Origin of the sequence: Streptomyces sp. NRRL WC-3626, from assembly GCF_000718785.1 — a bacterium.
GTDB classification, from domain to species: Bacteria; Actinomycetota; Actinomycetes; order Streptomycetales; family Streptomycetaceae; genus Streptomyces; species Streptomyces edwardsiae.
In genome coordinates this window covers 507,091-530,332 of record NZ_JOCA01000002.1, presented here as the reverse complement: position 1 = coordinate 530,332, position 23,242 = coordinate 507,091, and the positions used below count along the sequence as shown (strand labels likewise).

At 73.7% G+C, this 23,242-nt stretch carries 23 protein-coding genes; 14 read left to right on the top strand and 9 right to left on the bottom strand.

Annotation, left to right across the window (positions count from 1 at the left end):
* Window positions 1-59: 59 nt before the first annotated feature.
* Complete coding sequence (locus IF28_RS0105265; RefSeq protein ID WP_030214600.1) at window positions 60-809, bottom strand: PaaX family transcriptional regulator C-terminal domain-containing protein; 750 nt, start codon at window positions 807-809, stop codon at window positions 60-62.
* Window positions 810-884: 75 nt separating this feature from the next.
* On the opposite strand from IF28_RS0105265, the gene IF28_RS0105260 reads away from it, so the two are divergent.
* From IF28_RS0105260 to IF28_RS0105240, 5 genes are all read left to right on the top strand, one after another.
* Window positions 885-2,564: an acyl-CoA dehydrogenase family protein gene (locus tag IF28_RS0105260; RefSeq protein WP_030214596.1), complete on the top strand. Its 1,680-nt coding sequence runs from the start codon at window positions 885-887 to the stop codon at window positions 2,562-2,564.
* 87 nt (window positions 2,565-2,651) lie between these two features.
* A complete protein-coding gene (locus IF28_RS0105255) occupies window positions 2,652-3,806 on the top strand; it encodes a WD40/YVTN/BNR-like repeat-containing protein (RefSeq protein WP_030214594.1) in 1,155 nt (384 codons plus the stop codon).
* Between the two features lie 91 nt (window positions 3,807-3,897).
* Window positions 3,898-4,575 carry a uracil-DNA glycosylase gene (locus IF28_RS0105250; protein WP_030214591.1) on the top strand — a complete coding sequence of 226 codons (678 nt, stop codon included), beginning with the start codon at window positions 3,898-3,900 and terminating at the stop codon, window positions 4,573-4,575.
* Window positions 4,572-5,579, top strand: a complete 1,008-nt coding sequence (locus IF28_RS0105245; RefSeq protein WP_030214589.1) for an N-acetylglucosamine kinase — start codon at window positions 4,572-4,574, stop codon at window positions 5,577-5,579. Before IF28_RS0105250 ends, IF28_RS0105245 begins: the two co-directional genes overlap by 4 nt.
* An 84-nt stretch (window positions 5,580-5,663) precedes the next feature.
* Complete coding sequence (locus IF28_RS0105240) at window positions 5,664-6,587, top strand: sirohydrochlorin chelatase (protein WP_030214586.1); 924 nt, start codon at window positions 5,664-5,666, stop codon at window positions 6,585-6,587.
* A gap of 81 nt (window positions 6,588-6,668) precedes the next feature.
* Here the strand turns inward: IF28_RS0105240 and IF28_RS0105235 are convergent, their stop codons facing one another.
* Window positions 6,669-7,697, bottom strand: coding sequence for a lactonase family protein (locus tag IF28_RS0105235; RefSeq protein WP_030214583.1), 1,029 nt, complete (start codon window positions 7,695-7,697; stop codon window positions 6,669-6,671).
* A 112-nt stretch (window positions 7,698-7,809) separates the two neighbouring features.
* Window positions 7,810-9,297, bottom strand: coding sequence for an FUSC family protein (locus IF28_RS0105230; RefSeq protein WP_030214581.1), 1,488 nt, complete (start codon window positions 9,295-9,297; stop codon window positions 7,810-7,812).
* A 207-nt stretch (window positions 9,298-9,504) separates the two neighbouring features.
* On the opposite strand from IF28_RS0105230, the gene IF28_RS0105225 reads away from it, so the two are divergent.
* The 4 genes from IF28_RS0105225 to IF28_RS0105210 all read left to right on the top strand — a co-directional run bounded on the left by IF28_RS0105225 (window position 9,505) and on the right by IF28_RS0105210 (window position 14,477).
* On the top strand, window positions 9,505-9,981 hold the full coding sequence (locus IF28_RS0105225; protein WP_030214580.1) for an Lrp/AsnC family transcriptional regulator: 477 nt from the start codon (window positions 9,505-9,507) through the stop codon (window positions 9,979-9,981).
* Window positions 9,982-10,001: 20 nt separating this feature from the next.
* Window positions 10,002-10,697: an HAD family hydrolase gene (locus IF28_RS0105220; protein ID WP_030214578.1), complete on the top strand. Its 696-nt coding sequence runs from the start codon at window positions 10,002-10,004 to the stop codon at window positions 10,695-10,697.
* Between the two features lie 118 nt (window positions 10,698-10,815).
* Entirely contained in the window at window positions 10,816-13,632 is a 2,817-nt protein-coding gene (locus tag IF28_RS0105215) for a beta-L-arabinofuranosidase domain-containing protein (protein WP_030214577.1), read from the top strand.
* Window positions 13,633-13,727: 95 nt separating this feature from the next.
* A complete protein-coding gene (locus IF28_RS0105210; RefSeq protein WP_030214576.1) occupies window positions 13,728-14,477 on the top strand; it encodes a DUF4142 domain-containing protein in 750 nt (249 codons plus the stop codon).
* A 7-nt stretch (window positions 14,478-14,484) separates the two neighbouring features.
* On the opposite strand, the gene IF28_RS0105205 is transcribed toward IF28_RS0105210, so the two are convergent.
* Window positions 14,485-15,222, bottom strand: coding sequence for a LysR family transcriptional regulator substrate-binding protein (locus IF28_RS0105205; RefSeq protein WP_030214575.1), 738 nt, complete (start codon window positions 15,220-15,222; stop codon window positions 14,485-14,487).
* A 58-nt stretch (window positions 15,223-15,280) separates the two neighbouring features.
* Here IF28_RS0105205 and IF28_RS0105200 point away from each other — a divergent pair, with 58 nt between their 5' ends.
* Together IF28_RS0105200 and IF28_RS0105195 are read left to right on the top strand one after the other, a co-directional pair.
* The gene (locus IF28_RS0105200; RefSeq protein ID WP_030214574.1) at window positions 15,281-15,673 is read left to right on the top strand and encodes a DUF5997 family protein; all 393 of its coding nucleotides are present in this window, start codon (window positions 15,281-15,283) and stop codon (window positions 15,671-15,673) included.
* Between the two features lie 110 nt (window positions 15,674-15,783).
* Window positions 15,784-16,272, top strand: coding sequence for a hypothetical protein (locus IF28_RS0105195; RefSeq protein WP_030214571.1), 489 nt, complete (start codon window positions 15,784-15,786; stop codon window positions 16,270-16,272).
* Here IF28_RS0105195 and IF28_RS0105190 read toward each other — a convergent pair.
* The gene (locus IF28_RS0105190; RefSeq protein ID WP_030214568.1) at window positions 16,238-16,543 is read right to left on the bottom strand and encodes a hypothetical protein; all 306 of its coding nucleotides are present in this window, start codon (window positions 16,541-16,543) and stop codon (window positions 16,238-16,240) included. The two genes, IF28_RS0105195 and IF28_RS0105190, sit on opposite strands and share 35 nt — an antisense overlap.
* A gap of 168 nt (window positions 16,544-16,711) precedes the next feature.
* On the opposite strand from IF28_RS0105190, the gene IF28_RS0105185 reads away from it, so the two are divergent.
* Window positions 16,712-17,785 carry a MerR family transcriptional regulator gene (locus tag IF28_RS0105185; RefSeq protein WP_030214565.1) on the top strand — a complete coding sequence of 358 codons (1,074 nt, stop codon included), beginning with the start codon at window positions 16,712-16,714 and terminating at the stop codon, window positions 17,783-17,785.
* A 135-nt stretch (window positions 17,786-17,920) separates the two neighbouring features.
* On the opposite strand, the gene IF28_RS0105180 is transcribed toward IF28_RS0105185, so the two are convergent.
* Window positions 17,921-19,168 (bottom strand): cation:proton antiporter, encoded by a 1,248-nt coding sequence (locus tag IF28_RS0105180; RefSeq protein WP_030214564.1) that lies wholly within the window; start codon window positions 19,166-19,168, stop codon window positions 17,921-17,923.
* Between the two features lie 4 nt (window positions 19,169-19,172).
* The gene (locus IF28_RS0105175) at window positions 19,173-19,643 is read right to left on the bottom strand and encodes a cation:proton antiporter regulatory subunit (RefSeq protein ID WP_030214560.1); all 471 of its coding nucleotides are present in this window, start codon (window positions 19,641-19,643) and stop codon (window positions 19,173-19,175) included.
* Between the two features lie 283 nt (window positions 19,644-19,926).
* On the opposite strand from IF28_RS0105175, the gene IF28_RS0105170 reads away from it, so the two are divergent.
* A complete protein-coding gene (locus IF28_RS0105170) occupies window positions 19,927-20,757 on the top strand; it encodes a universal stress protein (RefSeq protein WP_030214558.1) in 831 nt (276 codons plus the stop codon).
* Window positions 20,758-20,761: 4 nt separating this feature from the next.
* Here IF28_RS0105170 and IF28_RS0105165 read toward each other — a convergent pair whose 3' ends face one another.
* Window positions 20,762-21,190: a YjbQ family protein gene (locus IF28_RS0105165; protein ID WP_030214551.1), complete on the bottom strand. Its 429-nt coding sequence runs from the start codon at window positions 21,188-21,190 to the stop codon at window positions 20,762-20,764.
* A gap of 83 nt (window positions 21,191-21,273) precedes the next feature.
* Between IF28_RS0105165 and IF28_RS0105160 the strand changes: the two genes are divergently transcribed.
* Entirely contained in the window at window positions 21,274-22,350 is a 1,077-nt protein-coding gene (locus tag IF28_RS0105160) for an NAD(P)-binding domain-containing protein (protein ID WP_030214548.1), read from the top strand.
* A gap of 15 nt (window positions 22,351-22,365) precedes the next feature.
* Here IF28_RS0105160 and mltG read toward each other — a convergent pair whose 3' ends face one another.
* Window positions 22,366-23,211 carry an endolytic transglycosylase MltG gene (gene mltG / locus IF28_RS0105155; protein WP_030214545.1) on the bottom strand — a complete coding sequence of 282 codons (846 nt, stop codon included), beginning with the start codon at window positions 23,209-23,211 and terminating at the stop codon, window positions 22,366-22,368.
* Window positions 23,212-23,242: the final 31 nt, after the last annotated feature.

Genomic DNA, 23,242 nt, shown 5'->3' with positions numbered 1-23,242 from the left:
GCGGTCGTACGAGGCGTCCCGCGCGGCGCCTCGTACGGCTGACCGGGCCCTGTCCGCCGTCACGCGCCGCCCGCGCGGGAGCGCGCCCCGCCCGTCAGCTCCCCCCGGTACCCGGCGTAGGCGGACCGCAGCGCGTCGCCCGGCCAGCCGTCCGGCCGCAGGTCCGGGGGCAGGACGGGATCGGCGAGCAGATGCCGTACGACGGCGGCGAACGCGGCGAGCCGCTCGGCGGGGCCCGTGGCGCGGCCGACGTGCCCGAGGAGCGCGCGGGCCGCGTCCGACCAGGTGTCCAGCGGCCACAGGCGCGCGGCGAGTTCGGCGGCGGGCCGGCCCGGGCGGGCGGTGCCGCGTTCGGCCACCTCGTCGAGGGCGGCGGGCAGCGGGCGCTCCAGGTTGGCGGGGCGCAGCCACACCCCCTCACGGAGTTCGGCGAGGCGGAGGGCGGCCAGCCGGGTGCGCAGATCCGCGCGTTCGGCGGGGCTTCTGCCCGAGGCGGTGACCACCACCAGTTCCCAGTCACCGTCCCACGCGCGTGTGCGCGGTTCCAGGGACTCGTCCTGGCGGCGCTGGCGTTCGAGCAGCCGGTCGCTGAGGCGGTAGCCGGCGTCCGTTCGCCGCAGGTCACCGGCGGCGACCATCCGGCTGAGCGCCGCGCGGAGCGTGGACCCTCCGATACCGAAGCCCTCCACCAGCCGCCCCAGTTCCCTCGCCGGGAGCTCCGGCGGGTGGGTGCCCAGCAGCAGGCTCAGCACGACCGACCGCGCGGACAGCGGGCGCGGCCGGGGGTCGTCCGGGTCGTTCCTCCGCATGGACGGGTACTCTACGGCGCCGATCATGATGTTGCATGATTGCTGCGGCCGTACGAATAGTGCAACACTCGTGGTATGGCCACCACACTCGCGGACGAGCCGCGGCAGGACTTCGGCGCACACGGCGGCGCCACCCACGACGTCACCAACCAGCCCCCTCCCCTGACCCCGTACGACGCCTCCGAGGACACCGCCCTGCTGGAGGGCCTGCGACGGGAGGGCGGCGGCTGGGCCGAGGGGGAGCTGCGCCGGGTCGGCAGGCTGGCCGGCAGCGCGCAGGTGCAGGAGTGGAGCGACCAGGCCAACCGCCACGAGCCCGAGCTGCGCACCCACGACCGGTACGGCAACCGCGTGGACGAGGTCGAGTTCCACCCCAGCTGGCATCACCTGATGGGCGCGGCCGTCGCCGAGGGGCTGGCCGCCGCGCCCTGGGCGGACGACCGTCCCGGCGCCCATGTCGTCCGCACCGCGAAGGGACTGGTGTGGGGGCACACCGAGGCGGGGCACGGCTGTCCGACGTCCATGACGTACGCGGCGGTGCCGGCCCTGCGCCGGCAGCCGGAGCTGGCCGAGGTGTACGAGCCGGGGCTGACCAGCCGGGAGTACGAGCCGGGGCTGCGCGTCCCGGCCGGCAAGCGCGGGCTGCTGGCCGGGATGGGGATGACCGAGAAGCAGGGCGGCTCCGACGTCCGCACCAACACGACGTCGGCCGCTCCGACGGCCGAGCCGGGCGTCTACACCCTGCGCGGGCACAAGTGGTTCACGTCGGCGCCGATGTGCGACGTGTTCCTGGTGCTGGCGCAGGCCCCCGGCGGCCTCTCGTGCTTCCTGGTGCCGCGCGTGCTGCCCGACGGCACCCGCAACACCTTCCGCGTGCAGCGGCTGAAGGACAAGCTGGGCAACCGTTCCAACGCCTCCTCCGAGCCCGAGTTCGACGGGACCGTCGCCTGGCTGGTCGGCCCGGAGGGGCAGGGTGTGAAGACCATCATCGAGATGGTCAACTGCACCCGGCTGGACTGCGTGATGATGTCGGCGGCGCTGATGCGCAAGACGCTCGTCGAGGCCGGCCACCACGCGCGGCACCGCAGCGCGTTCGGGGCGCGGCTGGTGGACCAGCCGCTGATGCGCAATGTGCTGGCCGATCTGGCGCTGGAGTCCGAGGCCGCCACGACGCTCACCCTGCGCCTGGCCGGGGCGGCCGACCGCGCGGTGCGCGGGGACGCCGGGGAGGCCGCGTTCCGCCGGATCGCGACGGCGGTCGGCAAGTACTGGGTCACCAAGCGGGGACCGGCGTTCACCGCCGAGGCCCTGGAGTGCCTGGGCGGCAACGGCTACGTCGAGGACTCCGGTATGCCCCGGCACTACCGCGAGGCCCCGCTGCTGTCGATCTGGGAGGGCTCGGGCAACGTCAACGCGCTCGACGTGCTGCGGGCACTCGGCCGGGATCCGGCCACCGCGCAGGCGTTGTTCGAGGAACTCGCGCTGACGCGCGGCGCGGACGCCCGGCTGGACGCCGCCGTGGCCGGGCTCGAGGACCAGCTGGCGGAGGGCTCGCAGGCGGGCGCGCGGCGGCTGGTGGAGCGGATGGCCCTGACGCTGCAGGGCTCCCTCCTCGTGCGGCACGCCCCGTCCGCGGTCGCCGACGCCTTCTGCGCGACCCGGCTGGGCGGCGACTGGGGGCACTCCTTCGGCACGCTGCCCGCGGCGGCCGGGCTGGACGCGATCGTCGGACGTGCGCTGCCGGACGCCGGCTGACCTTCCGGCGGGCGGCCGCGCTCGGCCGCGGGAACGGGCCGCCGCACCGCCTGACCTGCGGCGCGGCCGGTCCGGAGGTGACTGTCAGTGGTGGGGTGCAGACTGACCGGTGTCCGAAACGATGGCGTCGGCGAAGACGTCGCGGAGGTGATCGGCATGACCGAGGTACTGCTCGCGGTGGGCACCCGTAAGGGTCTGTTCATCGGACGCCGGCGGGGCGGCGACTGGGAGTTCGACGAGAGCCCTTACTTCAACGCGCAGGCCGTGTACTCGGTCGCCATCGACACCCGGGGCGGGCGGCCCCGGCTGCTGGCCGGCGGGGACAGCGCGCACTGGGGCCCGTCGGTGTTCCACTCCGACGACCTGGGCCACAGCTGGACCGAACCGGCCCGGCCCGCCGTCAAGTTCCCCAAGGACACCGGGGCTTCGCTGGAGCGGGTCTGGCAGCTGCACCCGGCCGCGGCCGAACCGGACGTGGTGTACGCGGGCACGGAACCGGCCGCGCTGTACCGCTCGGAGGACCGCGGGGAGACCTTCGAGCTGGTCCGGCCGCTGTGGGAGCACCCCACCCGCGGGAAGTGGGTGCCGGGCGGCGGCGGTGAGGGGCTGCACACCGTGCTCACCGACGCGCGTGATCCGCGGGCCGTGACGGTGGCGGTCTCGACGGCGGGCGTGTTCCGCACCCTGGACGGCGGCGCGAGCTGGGTCCCGTCCAACTCCGGGGTGTCGGCGGTGTTCCTGCCGGACCCGGACCCGGAGTTCGGCCAGTGCGTGCACAAGGTCGCCCGGGACGCGGTGAACCCCGACCGGCTGTATCTGCAGAACCACTGGGGTGTGTACCGCAGTGACGACGCGGGCGGCAGCTGGACGGACATCGGCGAGGGTTTGCCGTCGACGTTCGGCTTCGCGGTCGTGGCCCACCCCCATCGTGGTGACACGGCGTACGTGTTCCCGATCAACGCCGACTCGGACCGGGTGCCGGCCGGCCGGCGCTGCCGGGTCTACCGGACTCAGGACGCGGGCAGGACCTGGGAGCCGCTCACGGCGGGGCTGCCGCAGGGGGACCACTACGGCACGGTGCTGCGCGACGCGATGTGGCACGACGGCGAGGACCCGGCGGGCGTCTACTTCGGCAATCGCAACGGCGAGGTGTACGCGTCGGCCGACGACGGCGACAGCTGGCGGCAGTTGGCGTCACATCTGCCGGACGTGCTGTGCGTGCGCGCGGCGGTCGTCGCATGAACCACATGAACGGCACCGGCCACTTGAGGTTTCCGCCCCGTCACGGCCACTGGTTGATCTCCGCTCCCCCGACGGCAGTAGGGTGACGCCCGTGGCACCACGACCCTTGAGTGAAATCGTCGAAGCGGGCTGGGCGAAGGCCCTGGAACCGGTGGCTGAACGCGTCGCGGGAATGGGGGACTTCCTGCGCGCGGAGATCGCCGCGGGACGCACCTACCTCCCGGCCGGGGCGAACGTCCTGCGGGCCTTCCAGCAGCCCTTCGACGAGGTACGCGTTCTGATCGTCGGGCAGGACCCGTACCCCACCCCGGGTCACGCGGTGGGGCTGTCGTTCTCGGTCGCACCCGAAGTGCGGCCGCTGCCGGGCAGTCTCGTCAACATGTTCCGGGAGCTGAACACCGACCTGGGCCTGCCCCAGCCGTCGGGCGGCGACCTCACACCCTGGACCCGGCAGGGCGTACTGCTGCTGAACCGCGCGCTGACGACGGCCCCGCGCAAGCCGGGCGCCCACCGCGGCAAGGGCTGGGAGGAGATCACCGAGCAGGCGATACGGGCCCTGGCCGGCCGGGGCAAGCCCCTGGTCTCGGTCCTGTGGGGGCGGGACGCCCGTAACTGCCGTCCGCTGCTGGGCGATCTGCCCGCGGTGGAGTCGGCGCACCCGTCGCCGATGTCCGCCGACCGCGGCTTCTTCGGCTCCCGTCCGTTCAGCCGGGCCAACGACCTGCTGATCCGCCAGGGCGGCCAACCGGTGGACTGGCGCCTGCCGTGACCGGCCCCGGCTTCCTCGCCGTCGACTCCGGGGGCTCCGGTCTCCGGGTCGTCGTCGGCGCCCGGGGACGCGGGCCGCTGGCCCGCGCGGAGTCCGGGGAGCCGGTGCGGACGGGGGCACGGGGCCTCGACGCCGGGCACTTCCTGGAGCAACTGGTGCCGATGGCACGGGCATTGTGCGCCGAGGCCGGATCCGTGCGGCTGGACGCCGCCGTGGTCGGCGCGGCCGGGATGGCCAGCCTGGGAGACGCGCTGCGCGCGGAACTGCCGGACGCGCTCGGCCGTGAACTGGGCGTACGACGGGTGGTGCTGGCCGCCGACGCCGTCACCGCGTACGTGGGCGCCGTCGGGCCGCGGCCCGGTGCCGTGATCGCCGCCGGTACGGGGCTGATCGCGATCGGCACCGATCTGACCTGCTGGCGCCGGGCGGACGGCTGGGGACATCTCCTCGGCGACTGCGGCGGCGGTGCCTGGATCGGCCGGGCGGGGCTGGAGGCGGCGATGCGCGCCCACGACGGCCGTCGCGGTGGATCCGCGCGGCTGCTGGCGAGCGCCGAGGAACTGTTCGGCCCCGCGGCTGGGCTCCCCGGCCGGCTGTATCCGCGGACCGACCGGCCCGCCGTCCTCGCCTCCTTCGCACCCCGGGTGGGCGAGTGCGCGGCCGGCGGCGATCCGGTCGCCGCGGGAATCCTGCGGGCGGCGGCCGGGCACATGGCCGACTCCGCGGCGGCGGTGTCCCCGGCGGCGGGCGCGCCCGTGGTCGGGCTCACCGGGGGCCTGTTGGGGATGGGTGCCGTGCTGCTCGGTCCGCTGGAGGAGGAGCTGGCCGAACGGCTGCCGGGGGCACGGCGGATCATGGCCGAAGGTGATCCCCTGGACGGGGCGGTGCGCATCGCGGAGGACCTCGCCACCGGCGCCTTCACCCTCCCGGGCGATGACACGCTGCTGTGGGTGACGAGCCCGGCAGGTGCGGGCGTCACGCGCGCGGGGGACATCCGCGCGTAACGCATCAGACAAAACCGGACGGATACCGCTCACCTGCCCCCTCCCCGAACAGGGGAGCCCGGGAAGCCACTAACATGCGGCAATATGAGCACCCCCACTGGGCCCGCGTCCGGCCTGCCCGTACGAATGCCGCGCCCCCGCCAGCCCGGACGGCACCGCCGTCCCGAACCCCTGGTGGCTCCCGAGGGCGCGCCCGCGCTCGTCCTCGCCGTGCCGGGTACGCCCAGTAGTGCCACCCGCTCGCTCGCCGAAGAGGTCGTGAGCATCGCCCGTTCCGAGCTGCCCGGTCTGGACGCCCGGATCGGCTACCTCGACGGTGACGACGAGGAATTCCCGACGCTGCAGGCCGTTCTCACGCACGCGGCCGAGGAGCGCACCGCCCGCTTCGAGCAGGCCCGCGCCGCCGGTATGGACGTCAAGGAGCCCGACGGTCCCGTCGCCGTCGTGGTGCCGCTGCTCGCCGGCCCGGACGGCGCGCTGCTGCGCCAGGTCCGCCAGGCCGTGATGGACAGCCGTATCGCCGCCGAGCTGACCGATGTGCTGGGCCCGCACCCGCTGCTCGCCGAGGCGCTGCACGTGCGGCTGTCCGAGGCCGGTCTGGCCCGCGCCGACCGTGCCCGTCTGTTCACCGTGGCGACCGCGGCCGACGGCATCATCCTCGCCTCCGTCGGCGGTGACGAGGCGGTGCAGGCGGCCGGGATCACCGGCATGCTGCTCGCCGCGCGTCTCGCCGTGCCGGTGATGGCGGCGGCCCTGGACGAGGACGGTTCCATCGCCTCCGTGGCGGAGCAGCTGCGCAACTCCGGTTCGCAGCAGCTGGCGCTCGCGCCGTATCTGATCGGCCCGGAGATCGACGCGAGCCTGCTGGAGGAGGCCGCGAAGGAAGTGGGCTGCTCCGCCGCCGAGGCGCTCGGCCCCTACCCGGCGATCGGCAAGCTGGCGCTCGCCAAGTACACGACCGCGCTGGGCATCGCCCCGCAGCAGGCACAGAACACCCCGGCCCACTGACGCGGCCGGCTCGCATACGACGCCGAAAGGGCCCGCTCCGGTTTCCGGGGCGGGCCCTTCGGCGTGTCCTCGGCGTTCCGGTCAGCCGACGACCACGCAGGACGCCGCGGTCACCGGGACGGAGCCGGCGCGGCGCGGCACTCCCGTGCCGGGGTCCGGGGCGAACCAGGTCACGTCGCCGGAGCGTTCGTTGGCGACGTACAGGACGCCGTCGGCCTCGGTGATCGCGCGGGGCCAGTGGCCGCCGCAGGGGACGGTGGCGAGCCGTGTCAGTTCCTTGCCCTCCCCCTCCACCGCGAACACGGACAGGACGTCCTCGCCGCGGGTCGCGGTCCACACGAAGCGGCCGTCGGGCGCGACGGCCACCCCCGAGGGATAGGCGTCCCCGGACGGGGTGCCGGTCAGGACCGGGATCTCGGCGAGCGGCCTGAGCGCGCCGTCGGCAGCGTCCCAGCGACAGACGACGAGGGTGGGACTGAGCTCGTTGAGGACGTACGCGTAGGAGCCGCCCGGGTGGAAGGCCAGATGCCGGGGGCCCGAGCCGGGCCGCAGGGCGATCTCCCGGTGCGGTGCGAGCGTGCCGCCCAGCAGGGCGCAGATCCGTACCGAGTCGGTGCCGAGGTCGACGGCGACCGTCCAGCGGCCGCTGGGGTCGGGCCGCACCTGGTGGGCGTGGGGGCCCTGCTGGCGCTGCGGATGGGGCCCGGAGCCGCTGTGCCGGAACACTCCGGACACCGTGCCGAGGCGGCCGTCCGGGCGGACGGGGACGACGCTGACGCTGCCGGAGCCGTAGTTCGCGGTGAGGACGTGTCCGGCGTGGACGCTGAGATGGGTCGGCCCGCTGCCGTCCACCCGCACCGGGCGCCCGGCCGGTTCCGTCCCCTCGCCGGTCACGCGGAACGCGGCCACGGTGCCCTCGGCGGTCTCGCTGGCCGCGTACAGCGTGCGGCCGTCGGGCGACAGGGCCAGGTAGGACGGGTCGGGTACGGCGTCCACGGTGCTCAGGACGGTCAGCGCGCCGCTGCCCGGTTCGACGGCCGCGGTGACGATGCCGGGGCCGCCCGCCGCCGTGAACGATCCGATGAACGCCCGCCGCCTGCCGTCCGCCACGACTGTCCCCTCTCGTCCGATGCCGGTCGGGGCGACGGTAGCAGTCGATCACTCAAGGTCTAGACCAAAGCGGGCCGGTGCGTCCGCGCGCGTCAGCCCCCGGCCACGCGTCTCAGGCGCCGACCAGCGGGGAGCCGGAGGGCGCCCGCAGCGGCGCGGCCAGCTCGGCGAGGGCTCGCTCCAGGCCGTGCAGATGGGCCAGCGCGGGCTCCGACCCGGCCGGCGAGGTCCGTACGGCGATGTCCCGGCCGCCGGTGAGTGCCTCAACGGCGGTCTCGACCCGCCAGCAGGCGGCGGCCAGCCGGGCGTCGTGCGACGCCTCCGGGTCGGCGGCGACGGCGACCAGGCCGCGGATCTCCCGGGCGCAGTCGTCCAGCAGGGCGAGCACCCGGCGGGCGCGCCGCTTGCGGCCGAGCATGGGGTTCAGCGGATGTGTCAGCGGGGCGACGGAGAGCCGTACCCGGGCGAGCAGCTGTTCCAGTTCCGCCACGGCCGAGGTCGGGTCGGCGTCCGCGGTCCCGGCCAGCCGGGCGGCCGCCTGCGCGGTGCACGCGTGGACGCAGCGCAGGGCCCGCTGGATCCAGCCGTCGGTGACGCTGTGCGTGGTCACGGGCAGCACGAACGCCACCGCCAGTACGGCGCCCAGCGCGCCGACGGCGGTCTCCGCCACCCTGAGCGCCAGCAGGCCGGGGGTGAGCACGCCCAGCAGGCCGTAGAGCATGGCGGCGAGCACCGTCACCCAGAGCATCATCCAGGTGTAGGACACGGCGGCCGTGTAGAAGATGCCGAAGACGGCGACGGCGACCACCAGGGCGGTGACGAGCCCGTCGCCGTGCGCGGGGACGGCGACGAAGAGCGCGAGGCCGATGCCGAGGACGGTGCCGAGCACCCGCCGGAAGCCGCGGACCAGCGTCTCGCCGCGCGAGGTGGTGTTGACGAAGACCCACCAGGTGGCGCCGACGGCCCAGTACCAGCGCTGCCCGGACACCAGCTGGCCGACGACGAGGGCGAAGCCCGCGCCGGCGGTCGCCTGGACCGCCTGGCGGGTGGTGACGCGGGCCAGCCCGGTGCCCGCGGGCGGCGCCGGCACGACGGGCGGGGGCAGCCGGCGCTCGTAGCACCACAGCCCGAAACGCACGGTGGCCGCGGCGAGCACGGACAGCAGGACGGAGGCGTACAGCTCGGGGAGCTGGCCGGTCCCGGCGTGCAGGAACTGGGCCACGAAGTAGGTCATGAAGGCGAAGACCCCGAGGCTGTGCCCGCGCGGGCCCCAGCGCCGGGCGTACACGCCGAGGCCGACCACGGCGAGGAAGGTGAGGTCGCGGGCGACCGGGTGGTCGTGCAGCACGGCCGCGGCGGCGAGCACCGGCAGTCCGGCGGCGGGCAGCAGCGCGGTGGTCACGGCCTGTCCGCGGACGGTGGTGTCGGTGACGGTGAACAGGGCGAGCAGTGCGGCGAGCCCGCCGGTGACGGCACCGGTGAGCGAATGTCCGGCCAGGCCGCAGACGACGACGGCCAGCCCGATGCCGAGCACGGCCCGCGCCGCGAAGCGCAGCCGGATCCGGCCCGGGTCCGGAGCCGTGAACACCCTCTTCAGCACGTACCGCCCCCTGGGAACTCGTTGGTGTGTGCGCGGTGGCACGAAAAAGGCGCCGCGGAGGTCCGCAGCGCCATCGACTCCCCCATATCAGCATCCCTTCCACCAATGGCTCAAGCGAGCCTTCTGAGACTGGACCATTGGTACAGTTTTCTCGGCACACTCGGGACCATCGGGATGCCAATGGCCGACGGCGGGACGGGGACCCTCATGGCGGTGGACGAGCTCGACACGCGCATCCTGCGGCTGCTGCTGGAGCAGCCGCGCACCAGCGTGCGGGAGTACGCCCGGATCCTCGGGGTCGCCCGCGGCACGCTGCAGGCGCGGCTCGACCGGATGGAGCGCGAGGGCGTGATCACCGGCACCGGGCCCGCCCTCTCCCCCGCCGCGCTGGGCCACCCCGTGCTCGCGTTCGTGCACATCGAGGTCACCCAGGGGAACCTGGACGAGGTGGGCGACGCGCTGGCCGCCGTACCGGAGATCGTCGAGGCGTTCTCCACCACGGGCGGCGGCGATCTGCTGGCCCGGGTGGTGGCGCGGGACAACGCGCATCTGGAGGACGTGGTCCAGGAGTTGATCAGCCTGCCCGGTGTGGTCCGTACCCGGACCGAGGTGGCGCTGCGCGAGCGTGTCCCGCACCGGCTGCTGCCGCTGGTGGAGGCGGTCGGCCGGGCCGCCCGGCGGTGATCCCTGTCATCCTGGACCCCATGAGCGACCTCGGCCCCCTCTCGGTCATCTTCGATCTCGACGGAACACTCGTGGACAGCGAGCCGAACTACTACGAGGCCGGAAAGCGGACCCTCGCCGAGTACGGGGTGCCGGACTTCTCCTGGACCGAGCACGAGCGCTACATCGGGATCAGCACCCGCGAGACGCTGGCCGACTGGCGGGAGCGCTACGGGCTGTCCGCGCCGGTCGAGGAACTGCTCGCGGTCAAGGACCGCCACTATCTGGGGCTGGCGTCCGCCTCGACGCGGGTGTACCCCGAGATGCGGGCGTTCGTCGAACTGCTGGCCGCCAAGGGCGTGCCGATGGCCGTGGCCTCCGGTTCCTCGCCCGTCGCCATCGGGGCGATCCTGGCCGGGACGGGCCTGGACGCCCATCTGCGCACCGTCGTCTCGGCCGACGAGGTCGCACGGGGCAAACCGGCCCCCGACGTCTTCCTGGAGGCGGCCGGCCGGCTCGGCGCGGAGCCGGCCGACTGCGTGGTGGTCGAGGACGCGGCCCCGGGCGCCGCCGCCGCGCACGCCGCGGGCATGCGCTGCATCGCGGTCCCCTATGTCGCCGCGCAGGCCGACGCCCCCGAGTTCGCCACCGCCGGACTGCTGTTGCGGGGCGGTCAGCCGGAGTTCACGGCGCGGGCGGCGTACGACTGGCTGACGGAGTCCGCCCGGCGTCCCTGAACGCCGTCGACGCGTCCGGAACCGATCGCTCCCGCACCGTTGACGCCTTTCCGTGCCCTCCCTATCGTCTGGCCGACCGTTCGTACAGCGTTCGCCCCACCGAACAGAGGAGCATCCCATGGCACGGCCCCTCTCCCGACGAACCCTCTTCCAGGCCGCCGCCCTGACGGCGACCGCGGTCTCCGCCGCGGCCGCAGGACGCGCGGTCGCGGCATCGAACGCACCGGCCGCCGCCCCCCGGCTGCCCGCGGCGTGGACCGTACGGCCGTTCGCGCTGGAGGACGTGACACTCGGACCGGGCGTCTTCGCCGGCAAACGGCAGCTGATGCTCGACCACGCCCGCGGCTACGACGTGCACCGGCTGCTCCAGGTCTTCCGCGCCAACGCCGGCCTGTCCACCCGGGGCGCGGTCGCCCCCGGCGGCTGGGAGGGGCTGGACGGGGAGGCCAACGGCAATCTGCGCGGGCACTACACCGGCCATTTCCTCACCATGCTGGCGCAGGCCCACCGGGGCACGGGCGAGCAGGTCTTCGCGGACCGGATCACCACCATGGTCGACGCCCTGACCGAGGTGCGGGAGGCGCTGCGCCGCGCACCGGCCGTGCTGAGCGTGGAGGGACGGTTCGGCCGCGCGGCGGAGAACGTACGCGGCTCCCACCAGTACGTGGACCTGCCACCGGCCGTACTCGCCGGCTCCCCCGCGCTCACCCTGTCCGCGTGGGTGCGCCCCGCGCACGACGCCGCCTGGGCCAGGGTCTTCGACTTCGGCGACGACACCACCCGCTATCTGTATCTGGCGGCGCGCAACGGGAACGGGGTGCCCCGCTTCGCCGTCACCACCTCGGGGCCGGGCGGCGAGCAGGGCCTCGACGGCAGCGCGCCGCTGCCGCTCGGCGAGTGGAGCCATCTGGCCGTCACCCTGGCCGACGGCACGGGCACCCTCTACGTCGACGGCGCCGCCGTCGCCCGTAACACGGCCATGACCCTGACCCCGGCCGCGCTCGGCACGCTCGCCCACCACTGGCTGGGGCGCTCGAACTTCCCCGCCGACCCGGTGTTCGCGGGCGCCTTCGGGGACGTCGAGGTGTTCTCACGGGCGCTGACCGCCGGCGAGATCACCGAGTTGCGGGACCGCCCTGCCGCCGACGCCTCCACCGGCCGGGGCGATCTGGCGTCGTACGCCTTCCACGAGACCACCGGGTCGACGTTCGCCGACGCCTCCGGCCGGGGGCTGGACGCCACACTGCGCCGCACCTGGGGCGCGCCCAGCCATCCCGGCTTCCTCGCCGCGTACCCGGAGACGCAGTTCATCGAGCTGGAGTCGATGACCGGCAGTGACTACACCCGTGTGTGGGCGCCCTACTACACCGCGCACAAGATCCTCAGAGGGCTGCTGGACGCGTATCTCGCCACCGACGACGGCCGGGCGCTCGACCTCGCGTCCGGCCTGTGCGACTGGATGCACGCGCGGCTGTCCGTGCTGCCGGCGGCCACCCTGCAGCGGATGTGGGGGCTGTTCTCCAGCGGGGAGTTCGGCGGCGTCGTCGAGGCGGTCTGCGATCTGCACGCGATCACCGGGCGGGCCGAACACCTGGCTCTGGCCCGGCTGTTCGACCTGGACCGGCTCATCGACGCCTGCGCCGCGAACACCGACGTCCTCGACGGGCTGCACGCCAACCAGCACATCCCGGTCTTCACGGGTCTGGTGCGGCTGCACGACGAGACGGGCGAGGAGCGCTACCTCACGGCCGCGAAGAACTTCTGGGGCATGGTCGTACCGCACCGTGTGTACGCGATCGGCGGCACCAGCAGCGGCGAGTTCTGGAAGGCCCGGGACGTGATCGCGGGCACGGTCACCGACACCACCGCCGAGTCCTGCTGCGCGTACAACATGCTCAAGCTGAGCCGGGCCCTCTTCTTCCACGAGCAGGACCCGGCGTACATGGACTACTACGAGCGGGCCCTGTTCAACCAGGTGCTCGGCTCCAAGCAGGACCGGGCGGACGCGGAGAAGCCGCTCGTCACCTACTTCATCGGCCTGACACCCGGGCATGTGCGGGACTACACGCCCAAGCAGGGCACGACCTGCTGCGAGGGCACCGGCATGGAGAGCGCCACGAAGTACCAGGACTCGGTGTACTTCGCGGCGGCCGACGCAAGCGCCCTGTACGTCAACCTCTACAGCGCCTCCCGGCTGACCTGGGCCGAGAAGGGCGTCACGGTCACACAGACCACCCGCTACCCCGAGGAGCAGGGCAGCACACTCACCCTCGGCGGCGGGCGGGCGACCTTCACGCTGCTGCTGCGGGTGCCGTCCTGGGCGGACGCGGGCTTCCGGGTGACCGTCAACGGGCGTGCCGTGCCGGGCACTCCGGTCCCCGGCCGCTACTTCGGCGTCACTCGGACCTGGCGTGCCGGTGACACCGTACGGATCTCCGTGCCGTTCCGGCTGCGGGTGGAGCGGACGCCCGACGACCCCTCGCTGCAGGCCCTGTCGTACGGTCCGGCCAACCTGGTCGCCCGTCATCCGGGGCCGGACGCCCTGCGGTTGGGGCTGTACGGCAACGCGGGCCTCTCCGGCGATCTGCTGCCCTCCCTCACCCCGGTCCCGGGCAGACCCCTGCACTTCACGCTGGACGGGATCGAGCTGGCGCCCTTCGCCGAGGGAACCGAGGACCCCACCCACGCCTACATCCGGCGCTCCGAACCGCGTGTGATCTTCGGCACGTCCGACTCCGGAGTCGCCAACCCCGCCCGCAGCGACGGCACGACGCTGCTGGACGAGATCTGGGCCGCGGCGCCCTTCCGTGACAAGGGTGCGCTGGTGGCACGGGTGCGGTCGGCGGTGGACGCCTGGGTGTCCGCCGGTCTGCTGAGCCGGGCCGACGGCGACACGGTGGTGAGCACGGCGCGGCGCGCCACCTACGCCGACTGAGACCGTCCCGGAAAATCTTTCCCGGAACGATTGATTGACTCGCGTCTCCCGTCCGTACTCCCTGCTGTTGGGCCGTTCACATCCCAGGAGGCACGATGCGCATCTCGCGCAGCACGGCAGGAACCGCGTTCGTGGGCGGAGCCATGATCCTCACCCTCACCGCGCTCGCCTACCCCACCATGCTGGGCGTACAGAACACATCGAGCAAGCCGGACCGGGTGGTGGCCAACACGAACTACGGCCCGATGACCGAGGCGGACCGCGACTTCGTGGTCAAGGTGCGCGCGGCCGGACTGTGGGAGCACCCGCTGGGACTGCTGGCACTGGAGCAGGGGACGACCCCGGAGATGAAGGTGGTGGGCGAGCATCTGATCGTCGGCCACGGCCGGCTCGACGCCAGCTGCCGCAGGATCGCCCTGGAGCTCGGCATCACACTGCCGAACCAGGCGTCGCCGCAGCAGCAGGGGTTCGTGGAGACGGTGAAGTCCACCACCGGCAAGGAGTTCGACTCCACGGCGGTGAACATCATGCGCGTGACGCACGGGCAGATCTTCCCCGCCATCGCCAACATCCGGGCCAACACCCGGAACACGCTGGTGCGGCAGCTCGCCGACCAGGCCAACGACACCGTGCTGGACCACATCACGGTGCTGGAGAAGACCGGGCTGGTCAATCACGAGCAGGTCAACTTCCAGCAGACCAGCCCGCCGAAGATGCCGCAGGAGCAGGTGACGCCGCCGGCACCGCAGGCGGGCGCGCCGGTCCTCGCACTGGAGATCCCCAAGGAGCTGGAGGACCTCAACACGGTGTCCCCGGCGCCCTCCCCCTCGGAGACCGTCCGCTAGAGCCTGGTCAGGACCCGCGGCGAGGCCGGCCGCGCCGCGGGTTCTTCGTCTTCCCGGCGGCCGCGCCCCGGCCGCCCCGGCCGGCCGGCGGCTGCCGCCGGGGAGCGCGTTCGGCCTTCTTCTCGGGCTCCTGCCTGCGGCCGCGGGTGCTGTTGACGGTGCGGCCGCGGACGATCCCGATGAAGTCCTCCACCCGGTCCGTCGTCGCCCCCTCGGGCCAGGACAGCGCCACAGCCGACTCGGGAGCCCCGTCGAGCGGCCGGTGGGTGAGGTCCTTGCGGTGGTGCAGCCGGGCGAGCGACAGGGGGACGACGAGCACGCCGATGCCGGCGGCGACGAGCTCGATCGCGTCGGCGGTGGTCGCGGGGCGTTCGAGCGCCGGCCTGCCGGGCAGGCTCTCCCAGGCCAGGACGTCGTCCAGGGGGTGCAGCACGATGTCGTCGGCCAGATCCTCCGGAGTCACCGTTTCGGCCGCCGTGACCAGGTGGTCCTTGGGCACCACGACGACCGTCTGCTCGGTGTAGAGGGGGATCGCGCTGAGGACCGCACGGTCGACGGGCAGCCGTACGAGACCCGCGTCGGCGTCGCCGTCCAGCAGCAGCCCCTGCGCCGTGCCGGCGGGCACCTGCGTGAGGGTCAGCGGGACGTCGGGCAGCCGCTCGTTCCAGATGCGCACCCATTTTCCGGGCATCACGCCGGGTACGTACACGAGCCGGAACGAGGGGGACACTTCCGAGCCTGTCACCTGGCCAGGTTACCGGCCGTGGTCGGCGGCCGTGCACACGCTCGATACCCTGGACGCCATGACGCAGCACCAGAGCACCCAGACGATGAAGCCCGCGACCGCGGCGAAGAAGCTGGGTGTGTACCTCGACGCCACCCCCGCCGACTTCCGGGAGGGTGTCGTCTCACGCGCCGAGCTGAACGCGCTCCAGTCGGACCCGCCGCAGTGGCTGCGGGACCTGCGGCGCGACGGCCCCCACCCCCGCCCCGTGGTCGCGGCGAAGCTGGGCGTGTCCATCGCCGGGCTCGCGCGCGGCGGGGTCACCGAGGCACTCACCACCGAGCAGATCGAGGCGCTGAAGGAGCAGCGCCCCGAGTGGCTGGAACGGGAGCGGGCCACCCAGGCCGAGGTCCGCAAGGAGACCGCCCGCCTGAAGAAGCGCGACGCCGAGCGCGCCGCGCAGGAGGACTGACCTCAAACGCCAGCCCGCGCCACCCTTCCGGTGGATAGAAATATCTACCAGCATGTCGGTACCGCACGCGCCCCCGGTGGCGCGGCCGAACGTGCCCGGGGTGGGGGGTCATGCACAGCTCCATGTGGAAGCAAGCCGTCGAATGGCTGGCCGCGGCGGCCACCGACCCGCAGGAGTGCAAGCGCGAGTGGGACCACGGCAAGGGCACGGCGCTGCTCGCGGCGGGCCGGTACTGGGACGTGCTGAGCGTGCCCGACCGGCTCGGGCTGCTCGCCCTCGACATCCTGTGGCGCGATCCCCTCAAGGTGCCGGGGCCCACTCTCGTGGACGTCACCGCACGCAGAGTGGGGTTCTTCCTGCCGCCCGACCCGGTCAGCGAATGGGTCGGGTTCGGGGTGCGGCACGTGGGCCGGGGGTCCTGGGTCGCCGTGCCGCCGCCGTACCGGCCCGCCGGGCGGCTGGAGTGGCTCGTCCCGCCGGACGGCACCGGCGCCCTGCACGCTCCCGGCCCGCTCGAACTCGCCCTGCGCCGGGCGACCGGCACGCTGGCCGTGCTGGCGCCGGTCAGTGCGGAGCCCGCGGGGTCGGAGGGCTGGTGACCTCCTCGGAGTCGTCCCCGGTGGCCGGCCCCAGCAGCGGGACGGGGAACGGCACGGGCAGCACCGTCGCGCGCTCGCCGGCCGTGGCGGCGGCGAAGGAGGCCCACAGGCCGTCACGGTGTTCCGGGACGGTGTGTCCCCTGGCCCGCCACTCCTCGACGAGGGCCGTGTAGATCGGCGTATGACCGCCGTACCCGCTGGTGAGTTCGGCGTACAACCGGCCCGCGGCGTCGTGCCCGAGAAGGCGCCGCGCCGTCTCAGTGCTGTCCATGCCGTTCCAACGCGCCCCCGTGCGCCCGTGGTACGCCGGTGGCCGCGGGTCCGCCGGGTCGGGTGAAGCCATCACCCGTACGGCCCTGCACGGGACCAGGCGTGACGATCCGCCGGGGTTGACCCTCGACCTTGTCGAGGGATCAGGGTTCCGGGTGTGGAGAGCGAGATGCGCAGCATTGGTGAGATGGCCCGGGAGAGCGGGCTGGGCGTGAGCGCCCTGCGGTTCTACGACCGGGCCGGCGTCCTGGTGCCCGACCGGGTGGACCCGGTCAGCGGCTACCGCTGGTACGCCCCCGGGCAGCTGGACGAGGCCCGGCTCCTCGCCCGGCTGCGGCGGGCCGGGATGCCGCTGGCGGACATCCGGCTGGTGCTGGCCGGCTGGTCCGACACCGATCTCGTACGGCAGCTCCTCGAGGCGCATCTGCGCCGGCTGGAGCAGGGGCTGACCGATGCCCGCGCCGCGTTCTCCGCGCTCCGAGCCCTACTCGATCACAGGGAGAACCCCATGACCTCGCTCCGTACCGACACGGCCGTACGGCTGTCCCTCTCGGCCGACGGGCTGGCCGCCGCGCTTGACGCGGTCCGGTTCGCGGCCCGGGCCGACCCGGAGCTGCCCATGCTGGCCGGCATCCACTTCGACGTCGAGGACGGCGCGATGCGCCTGGTGGCCACCGACCGGTACCGGATGGCCGTGGCGCGCACCGCCGCCGACGGGCACGAGGGGACCCGCGTCCAGGTCACGGTGCCGCTGCCGCTCGCCGACGCGATGCGGGCGCTGCTGGACGGGGAGGGACAGGTCCGGCTCGCCGTGGACGGGGACCGGATGAGCCTGGAGACCGGGGACCGGCAGACGGCCGGCCAGTGCCTCGGCCACGACTTCCCCGACTACCGGAGGCTGGTCCGCCTCCCGGCCGGGCGGCGCGCCGCGGTGGACGTGCCGGCCTTCCGGGAGGCGGTGCGCACCGGTCCGGTCCGCACGCACGAGGACCCGGACACCGGGTCCCACGAACTCACCGTGCTGCGGGTACCGGAGGACGGCTCCGTCGCTGTGGCCGGAGAGGGTGCCGACGGCCCGGATCTCGTCGCCGTCAACCGCGCGTTCCTTCTGGACGCCCTCGCCGCCGGGGCCGACGACCGGCTGGTCCTCGAGCTCGGCGACCCCACGGCGCCCCTGGCGATCCGCCGCCCGGACGACGAGCACACGTTCTCGATCCTGATGCCGGTGCGGCTCGAGAACTAGGGGGTGCCGTTCGGACCTCGCCGGGTCGCGAGGGCCGGCCGGCAACAGGGCGCCGCTGCCCGGAGACGGCCTGATCCGGACGCCACCCCGTGGGCCCTCTCCGCCACGATCCGCCGCAGGCGCCCTGAGCGCCCGTCAGCGTTCCGGGCGGGTGTCGTCCACCGGTTCCAGCGTCTCCGCGGCCGGCGGCGTGCTCTGTACGGGTACGGTGTCGGCCGCCGCGGCGCGCCGGGCGGTCAGGCGCAGTGCGATCGGCTCGGTGTAGCGGGCGGTGAGCGGACCCAGGACGACCAGGACCAGGACGTACGCCGTGGCCAGCGGGCCGAGGTCGGGTTCGATGCCGGCGGTGACCGCGAGGCCGGCGATGACGATGGAGAACTCGCCGCGGGCGACCAGGGTGCCGCCCGCGCGCCAGCGGCCCTTGGGCGAGATTCCGGCCCGGCGGGCGGCCCAGTAGCCCGTGGCGATCTTCGTCAGCGCGGTGAGGACGGCGAGCGCGAGGGCCGGCAGGATCACCGGGGGGATGGACTGCGGGTCGGTGTGCAGTCCGAAGAAGACGAAGAACACGGCGGCGAACAGGTCCCGCAGCGGGGCGAGCAGGTTGTGCGCGCCCTCCGCGACCTCGCCGGACAGGGCGATGCCGACGAGGAACGCGCCCACGGCCGCCGAGACCTGCAGCTGCTGGGCGATTCCCGCCACGAGCAGGGTCAGGCCCAGCACCACGAGGAGCAGCTTCTCCGGGTCGTCGCTGGAGACGAAGCGGGAGATGACCCGCCCGTAGCGGACGGCGACGAAGAGCACGAGTCCGGCGACGCCGAGCGCGATGGCCAGCGTGACACTGCCCGCGGCGAGGCTGACGCCGGCCAGCAGGGCGGTGATGATCGGCAGATAGACCGCCATGGCGAGGTCCTCGAGCACCAGGATGCTGAGGATGACCGGGGTCTCGCGGTTGCCGAGCCGTCCGAGGTCGCCGAGGACCTTCGCGATGACGCCGGACGAGGAGATCCAGGTGACGCCGGCCAGGACGACGGCGGCGACCGGGCCCCAGCCGAGCAGCAGGGCCAGGGCGGCGCCGGGCAGGGCGTTGAGCGCCATGTCGACGAGGCCGGCCGGGTACTGGGTCTTGAGGTTGGAGACGAGGTCGCTGGCCGTGTACTCCAGGCCGAGCATGAGCAGCAGCAGGATGACGCCGATCTCGGCGCCGATCGCGACGAACTCCTCGCTCGCGCCGAGCGGCAGCAGCCCGCCTTCGCCGAAGGCGAGGCCGGCCAGCAGGTAGAGGGGGATCGGGGAGAACTGGAGGCGTCCGGCGAGGCGTCCGAGGAGGCCGAGTCCGAGGATGATGGCGCCGAATTCGATCAGGAAGACTGCGGAAGAATGCACGCGATCACTCCCGACCGAGGATCTCGGCGGCGGCGTCGATGCCCTCGCGGGTGCCGATCAGGATCAGGGTGTCGCCACCGGCCAGCCGGAAGTCCGGCGCGGGGGACGGGATGGCCTCGGCGCGCCGCAGCACGGCGACGATCGAGGCGCCGGTGTCGGTGCGCATCCGGGTGTCGCCCAGCAGCCGTCCGTTCCAGTGGGAGACGGAGGAGAGTTCGATGCGCTCGGCGACCAGCCCCAGGTCGGTGGTGTGCAGCAGGTTGGGGCTGTGGTGTGCGGGCATGAGCGCGTCGATCAGCGCGGCCGACTCGGCGACGGTCAGGCGCATGGAGCGGGCGCAGGCGTCCGGGTCGTCGGAGCGGTAGACGTTGACCGTGCGGGCACCGTCGCGGTGCGCGATCACGGACAGGTGCTCGTGCTCACGCGTGGTGAGGTCGTATTTCACGCCGATGCCCGGCAGCGGCGTGGCGCTCATCCGTGGAGCAGGCACAGCCCGTCCCCTTCCCGGTTTTCTTCCGTTGTCTTGGTGACGGGAGCGCTCCCCGGCCGTCGGACGGCACGGGTGATCCACCCCCATGGCGCCCATGGTGCCATCCCGACATGTGGCCGGAACATGGGTGTTGTCACGGATGGACACGGTCCCCGGCAGCCGCCGAGGATGTGCGGGGATCTGTATCGCCGCAGGTCACAGCGCTGTGTACGTCTCGCGCCGGGCGGGTACCCGGAAGTGCCGCCACGGCCGGGGACGGGAGCGAGTGGTGAATGACACGGTGATCGCCGGAGTGGACGGGTCGCCGTCCAGTCTGGCCGCGGTCGATGTCGCGGCCGACGAGGCGCGGCTGCGGGGCGCGCGGCTGCGGATCGTGCACGCGTTCAGCCGCCCGGCCGACCTGGACCCGATGATCCACGGGGTGCTGGCCGGGGCCGAGCGGCGCGCCCACGACCGGGCGCCGGAGCTGGAGATCGCGCGGACCGTGGCGTCCGGCGACACACTCACGGTGCTGCGGAGCGAGTCGCGGCACGCGGTGCTGACGGTGGTCGGCGGGCGGGGCCGTGGCGGGTTCGCGGATCTGCTGCTGGGCTCGACGGTCGTCCAGCTGGCGGCGCACGGAGACGGTCCCCTGATGGTGGTACGCGGCCGTGCCGATCCCGAAGGACCCGTGCTGCTGGCGGTGGACGGCTCACCGGCCGGGGCCGCGGCGGCGCGGTTCGCGTTCGACGAGGCGGCGCTGCGCGGGGCCCCGCTGGTCGCACTGCATGTGTGGAACACATGGAACGAGCCGACGCCGTACGAGGGTCCGGCCGACCCGTTGAACGTGGTGGTGGACATCGACCAGCTCCGCCGGCGGCATCAGCGGCGGCTGGAGGAGGCGGTCGCCCCGTGGCGGGAGGCCCGCCCCGAGGTCGCCGTGGAGCTGCGCCTGGAGCGGGCGCGGGTACGGCACACGCTGCTCGACGCGAGCCGGGAGGCCCAACTGGTGGTGGCCGGGGCCCGCGGCCACGGCGGCTTCGCGGGGATGCTGCTCGGTTCGGTCAGTCAGGCCCTGCTGTACCACGCGGACTGCCCGGTCACCGTGGTCCGCGCGTAGACGGTCAGGAGCCCCCGAGGAAGGAGAGGCGTACCTTCCGCTCGGGGTTGTCGCGGTTCGTGTCGACCAGGCACACCGACTGCCAGGTGCCCAGTTCCAGGCGCCCTGCCAGTACCGGGAGGGTGGCGTGGGGCGGGACGAAGGCGGGCAGGACGTGGTCGCGGCCGTGGCCGGGGCTGCCGTGGCGGTGCTGCCAGCGGTCGTCGGCGGGCAGCAGGGTGTGCAGCGCGGACAGGAGGTCGTCGTCGCTGCCGGCGCCGGTCTCGATGACGGCGATGCCGGCCGTGGCGTGCGGCACGAAGACGTTCAGCAGGCCGTCGCGGCCGGCCGCCGCCTCCCGCAGGAAGGACGCGCAGTCGCCGGTGATGTCGACGACCCGCTCCGCGGAGCCGGTGGCGAGGTTCAGGACTCGGGTGGTGAAGGCATCGGACATGTCCCCCATCCTGGCCCACGCGTCCGGCTTCCCGGGGGAACGCGGTCGGGAAGATCCACGGCCTCCGCCTGGTTGGTAGAAACGTGAACGACATACGCGAGGTCGAGGTGGTCGTCGTAGGCGCCGGTCAGGCCGGACTGTCGAGCGCCTATCACCTGCGGCGCGCCGGGTTCGAGCCGGACCGTGACTTCGTGGTGCTGGACCACTCCCCCGCCCCCGGCGGCGCCTGGCAGTTCCGGTGGCCCTCGCTGACGTACGGCAAGGTGCACGGGATGCACGCACTGCCCGGCATGGAGCTGCGTGACGCCGATCCGGCGCGGGCTTCCTCCGAGGTGATCGGCGAGTACTTCGACCGTTACGAGCGGACGTTCGGCCTGCGGGTGCGGCGTCCGGTCGACGTGCGGGCGGTGCGCGAGGGATCCGGCGGGCGACTGCTGGTGGAGACCTCGGAGGGTGACTGGTCGACGCGGGCGCTGATCAACGCCACCGGTACCTGGGACCGGCCGTTCTGGCCGCGCTATCCGGGCCAGGAGACCTTCAGGGGGCGCCAGCTGCACACCTCGCGGTATCCGGGGCCGGAGGCGTTCGCCGGGCAGCGGGTGATCGTGGTGGGCGGTGGCGCGTCGGGCACCCAGCATCTGCTGGAGATCGCGCCGTACGCGGCGGCCACCACCTGGGTGACCCGGCGGCCGCCGGTCTTCCGGGAGGGCCCCTTCGACGAGGAGGCGGGGCGGGCGGCCGTGGCGCTCGTGGAGGAGCGGGTACGGCAGGGATTGCCGCCGCGCAGCGTCGTCTCCGTGACGGGACTGCCGTTGAACGACGCGATCCGGCAGGGGCTCGAGGACGGGGTGCTCGACCGGCGGCCGATGTTCGACCGGATCACGCCCGACGGTGTCGAGTGGGCGGACGGACGGCGGGTGGCGGCCGACGTGATCCTGTGGGCGACCGGCTTCCGGCCGTCCGTCGAGCACCTCGCGCCACTGCGGCTGCGGGAGCCGGGCGGCGGGATCCGGGTCGAGGGGACGCGGGCGGTCGCCGATCCGCGGATCCATCTGGTCGGCTACGGCCCCTCGGCGAGCACCATCGGCGCCAACCGGGCCGGGCGCGCGGCGGTGCGGGACATCAGGCGGCTGCTGGCGGAGGAACCGGTCGCGGCGTGACGGTGGGCCCGCCGTCTATTCCTTCGGCGGTCCGCTCGTCCTCTTCCGGAGTGCCTCGGACTCGGCGACGTCGCGCTGGTGTTGCGCGTAGTCGGCCGTGAAGCGGGTGTCCCCCGGCTTGACGGTGACGAAGTAGAGCCAGTCGCCCGGCGTCGGGCTGATCGCGGCGCGCACCGCCTCCTCGCCCGGGTTGCCGATCGGGGTCGGGGGCAGCCCCATGCGCTGGTAGGAGTTGTAGGGGCCGTCGGCCTCGAGGTCGGCGGCCGTGGTCCCCGGCGTCGTACGGCCGAGGGCGTAGCGGACAGTGGAGTCCATCTGGAGCGGCATGCCGCGCTCCAGCCGGTTGAAGATCACCCGGGCCACCTTGCCCATGTCCGCCCGGTCGGCCGTCTCCGCCTGGACGAGGCTGGCGACGGTGACCGCCTGGTAGACGTTCATGGCGTTGCGCTGGGCGCCCGCGGCGATCGGCGCGCCGTTGAACTTCTTGCCGGCGGTGTCGACCATGCGGGAGAGCAGCTCTTGCGGGGTCGGATTCTCCTTCAGCGGATAGGTCGCCGGGAAGAGGTAGCCCTCCGGATTGCCCTCGGCCTCGTCGGGCAGCTTCAGGTCAGCCTTGGCGAGGGACTTCTTCGTGGTGCCGGCCGGCAGCTCGAGGACCTTGTCGACGGCGGCGTACACCTGACTCGCCCGCCAGCCCTGCGGGACCACCAGGGCCGTGGGGCGGGACTCGGCGTCGCCGCCCAGGATCAGCAGCGGCACCGCCACGGCGGTGCCGGCCACGAGGGCCCCGAGCGTCGCGAGGGCGAGACGGCCCCGGCGCGTCAGCCGGATCGTGTTCCGTGACGGAGTGTTCGTCTGCATGCGGGCACGGTAACCCGCATACCGCCACAAA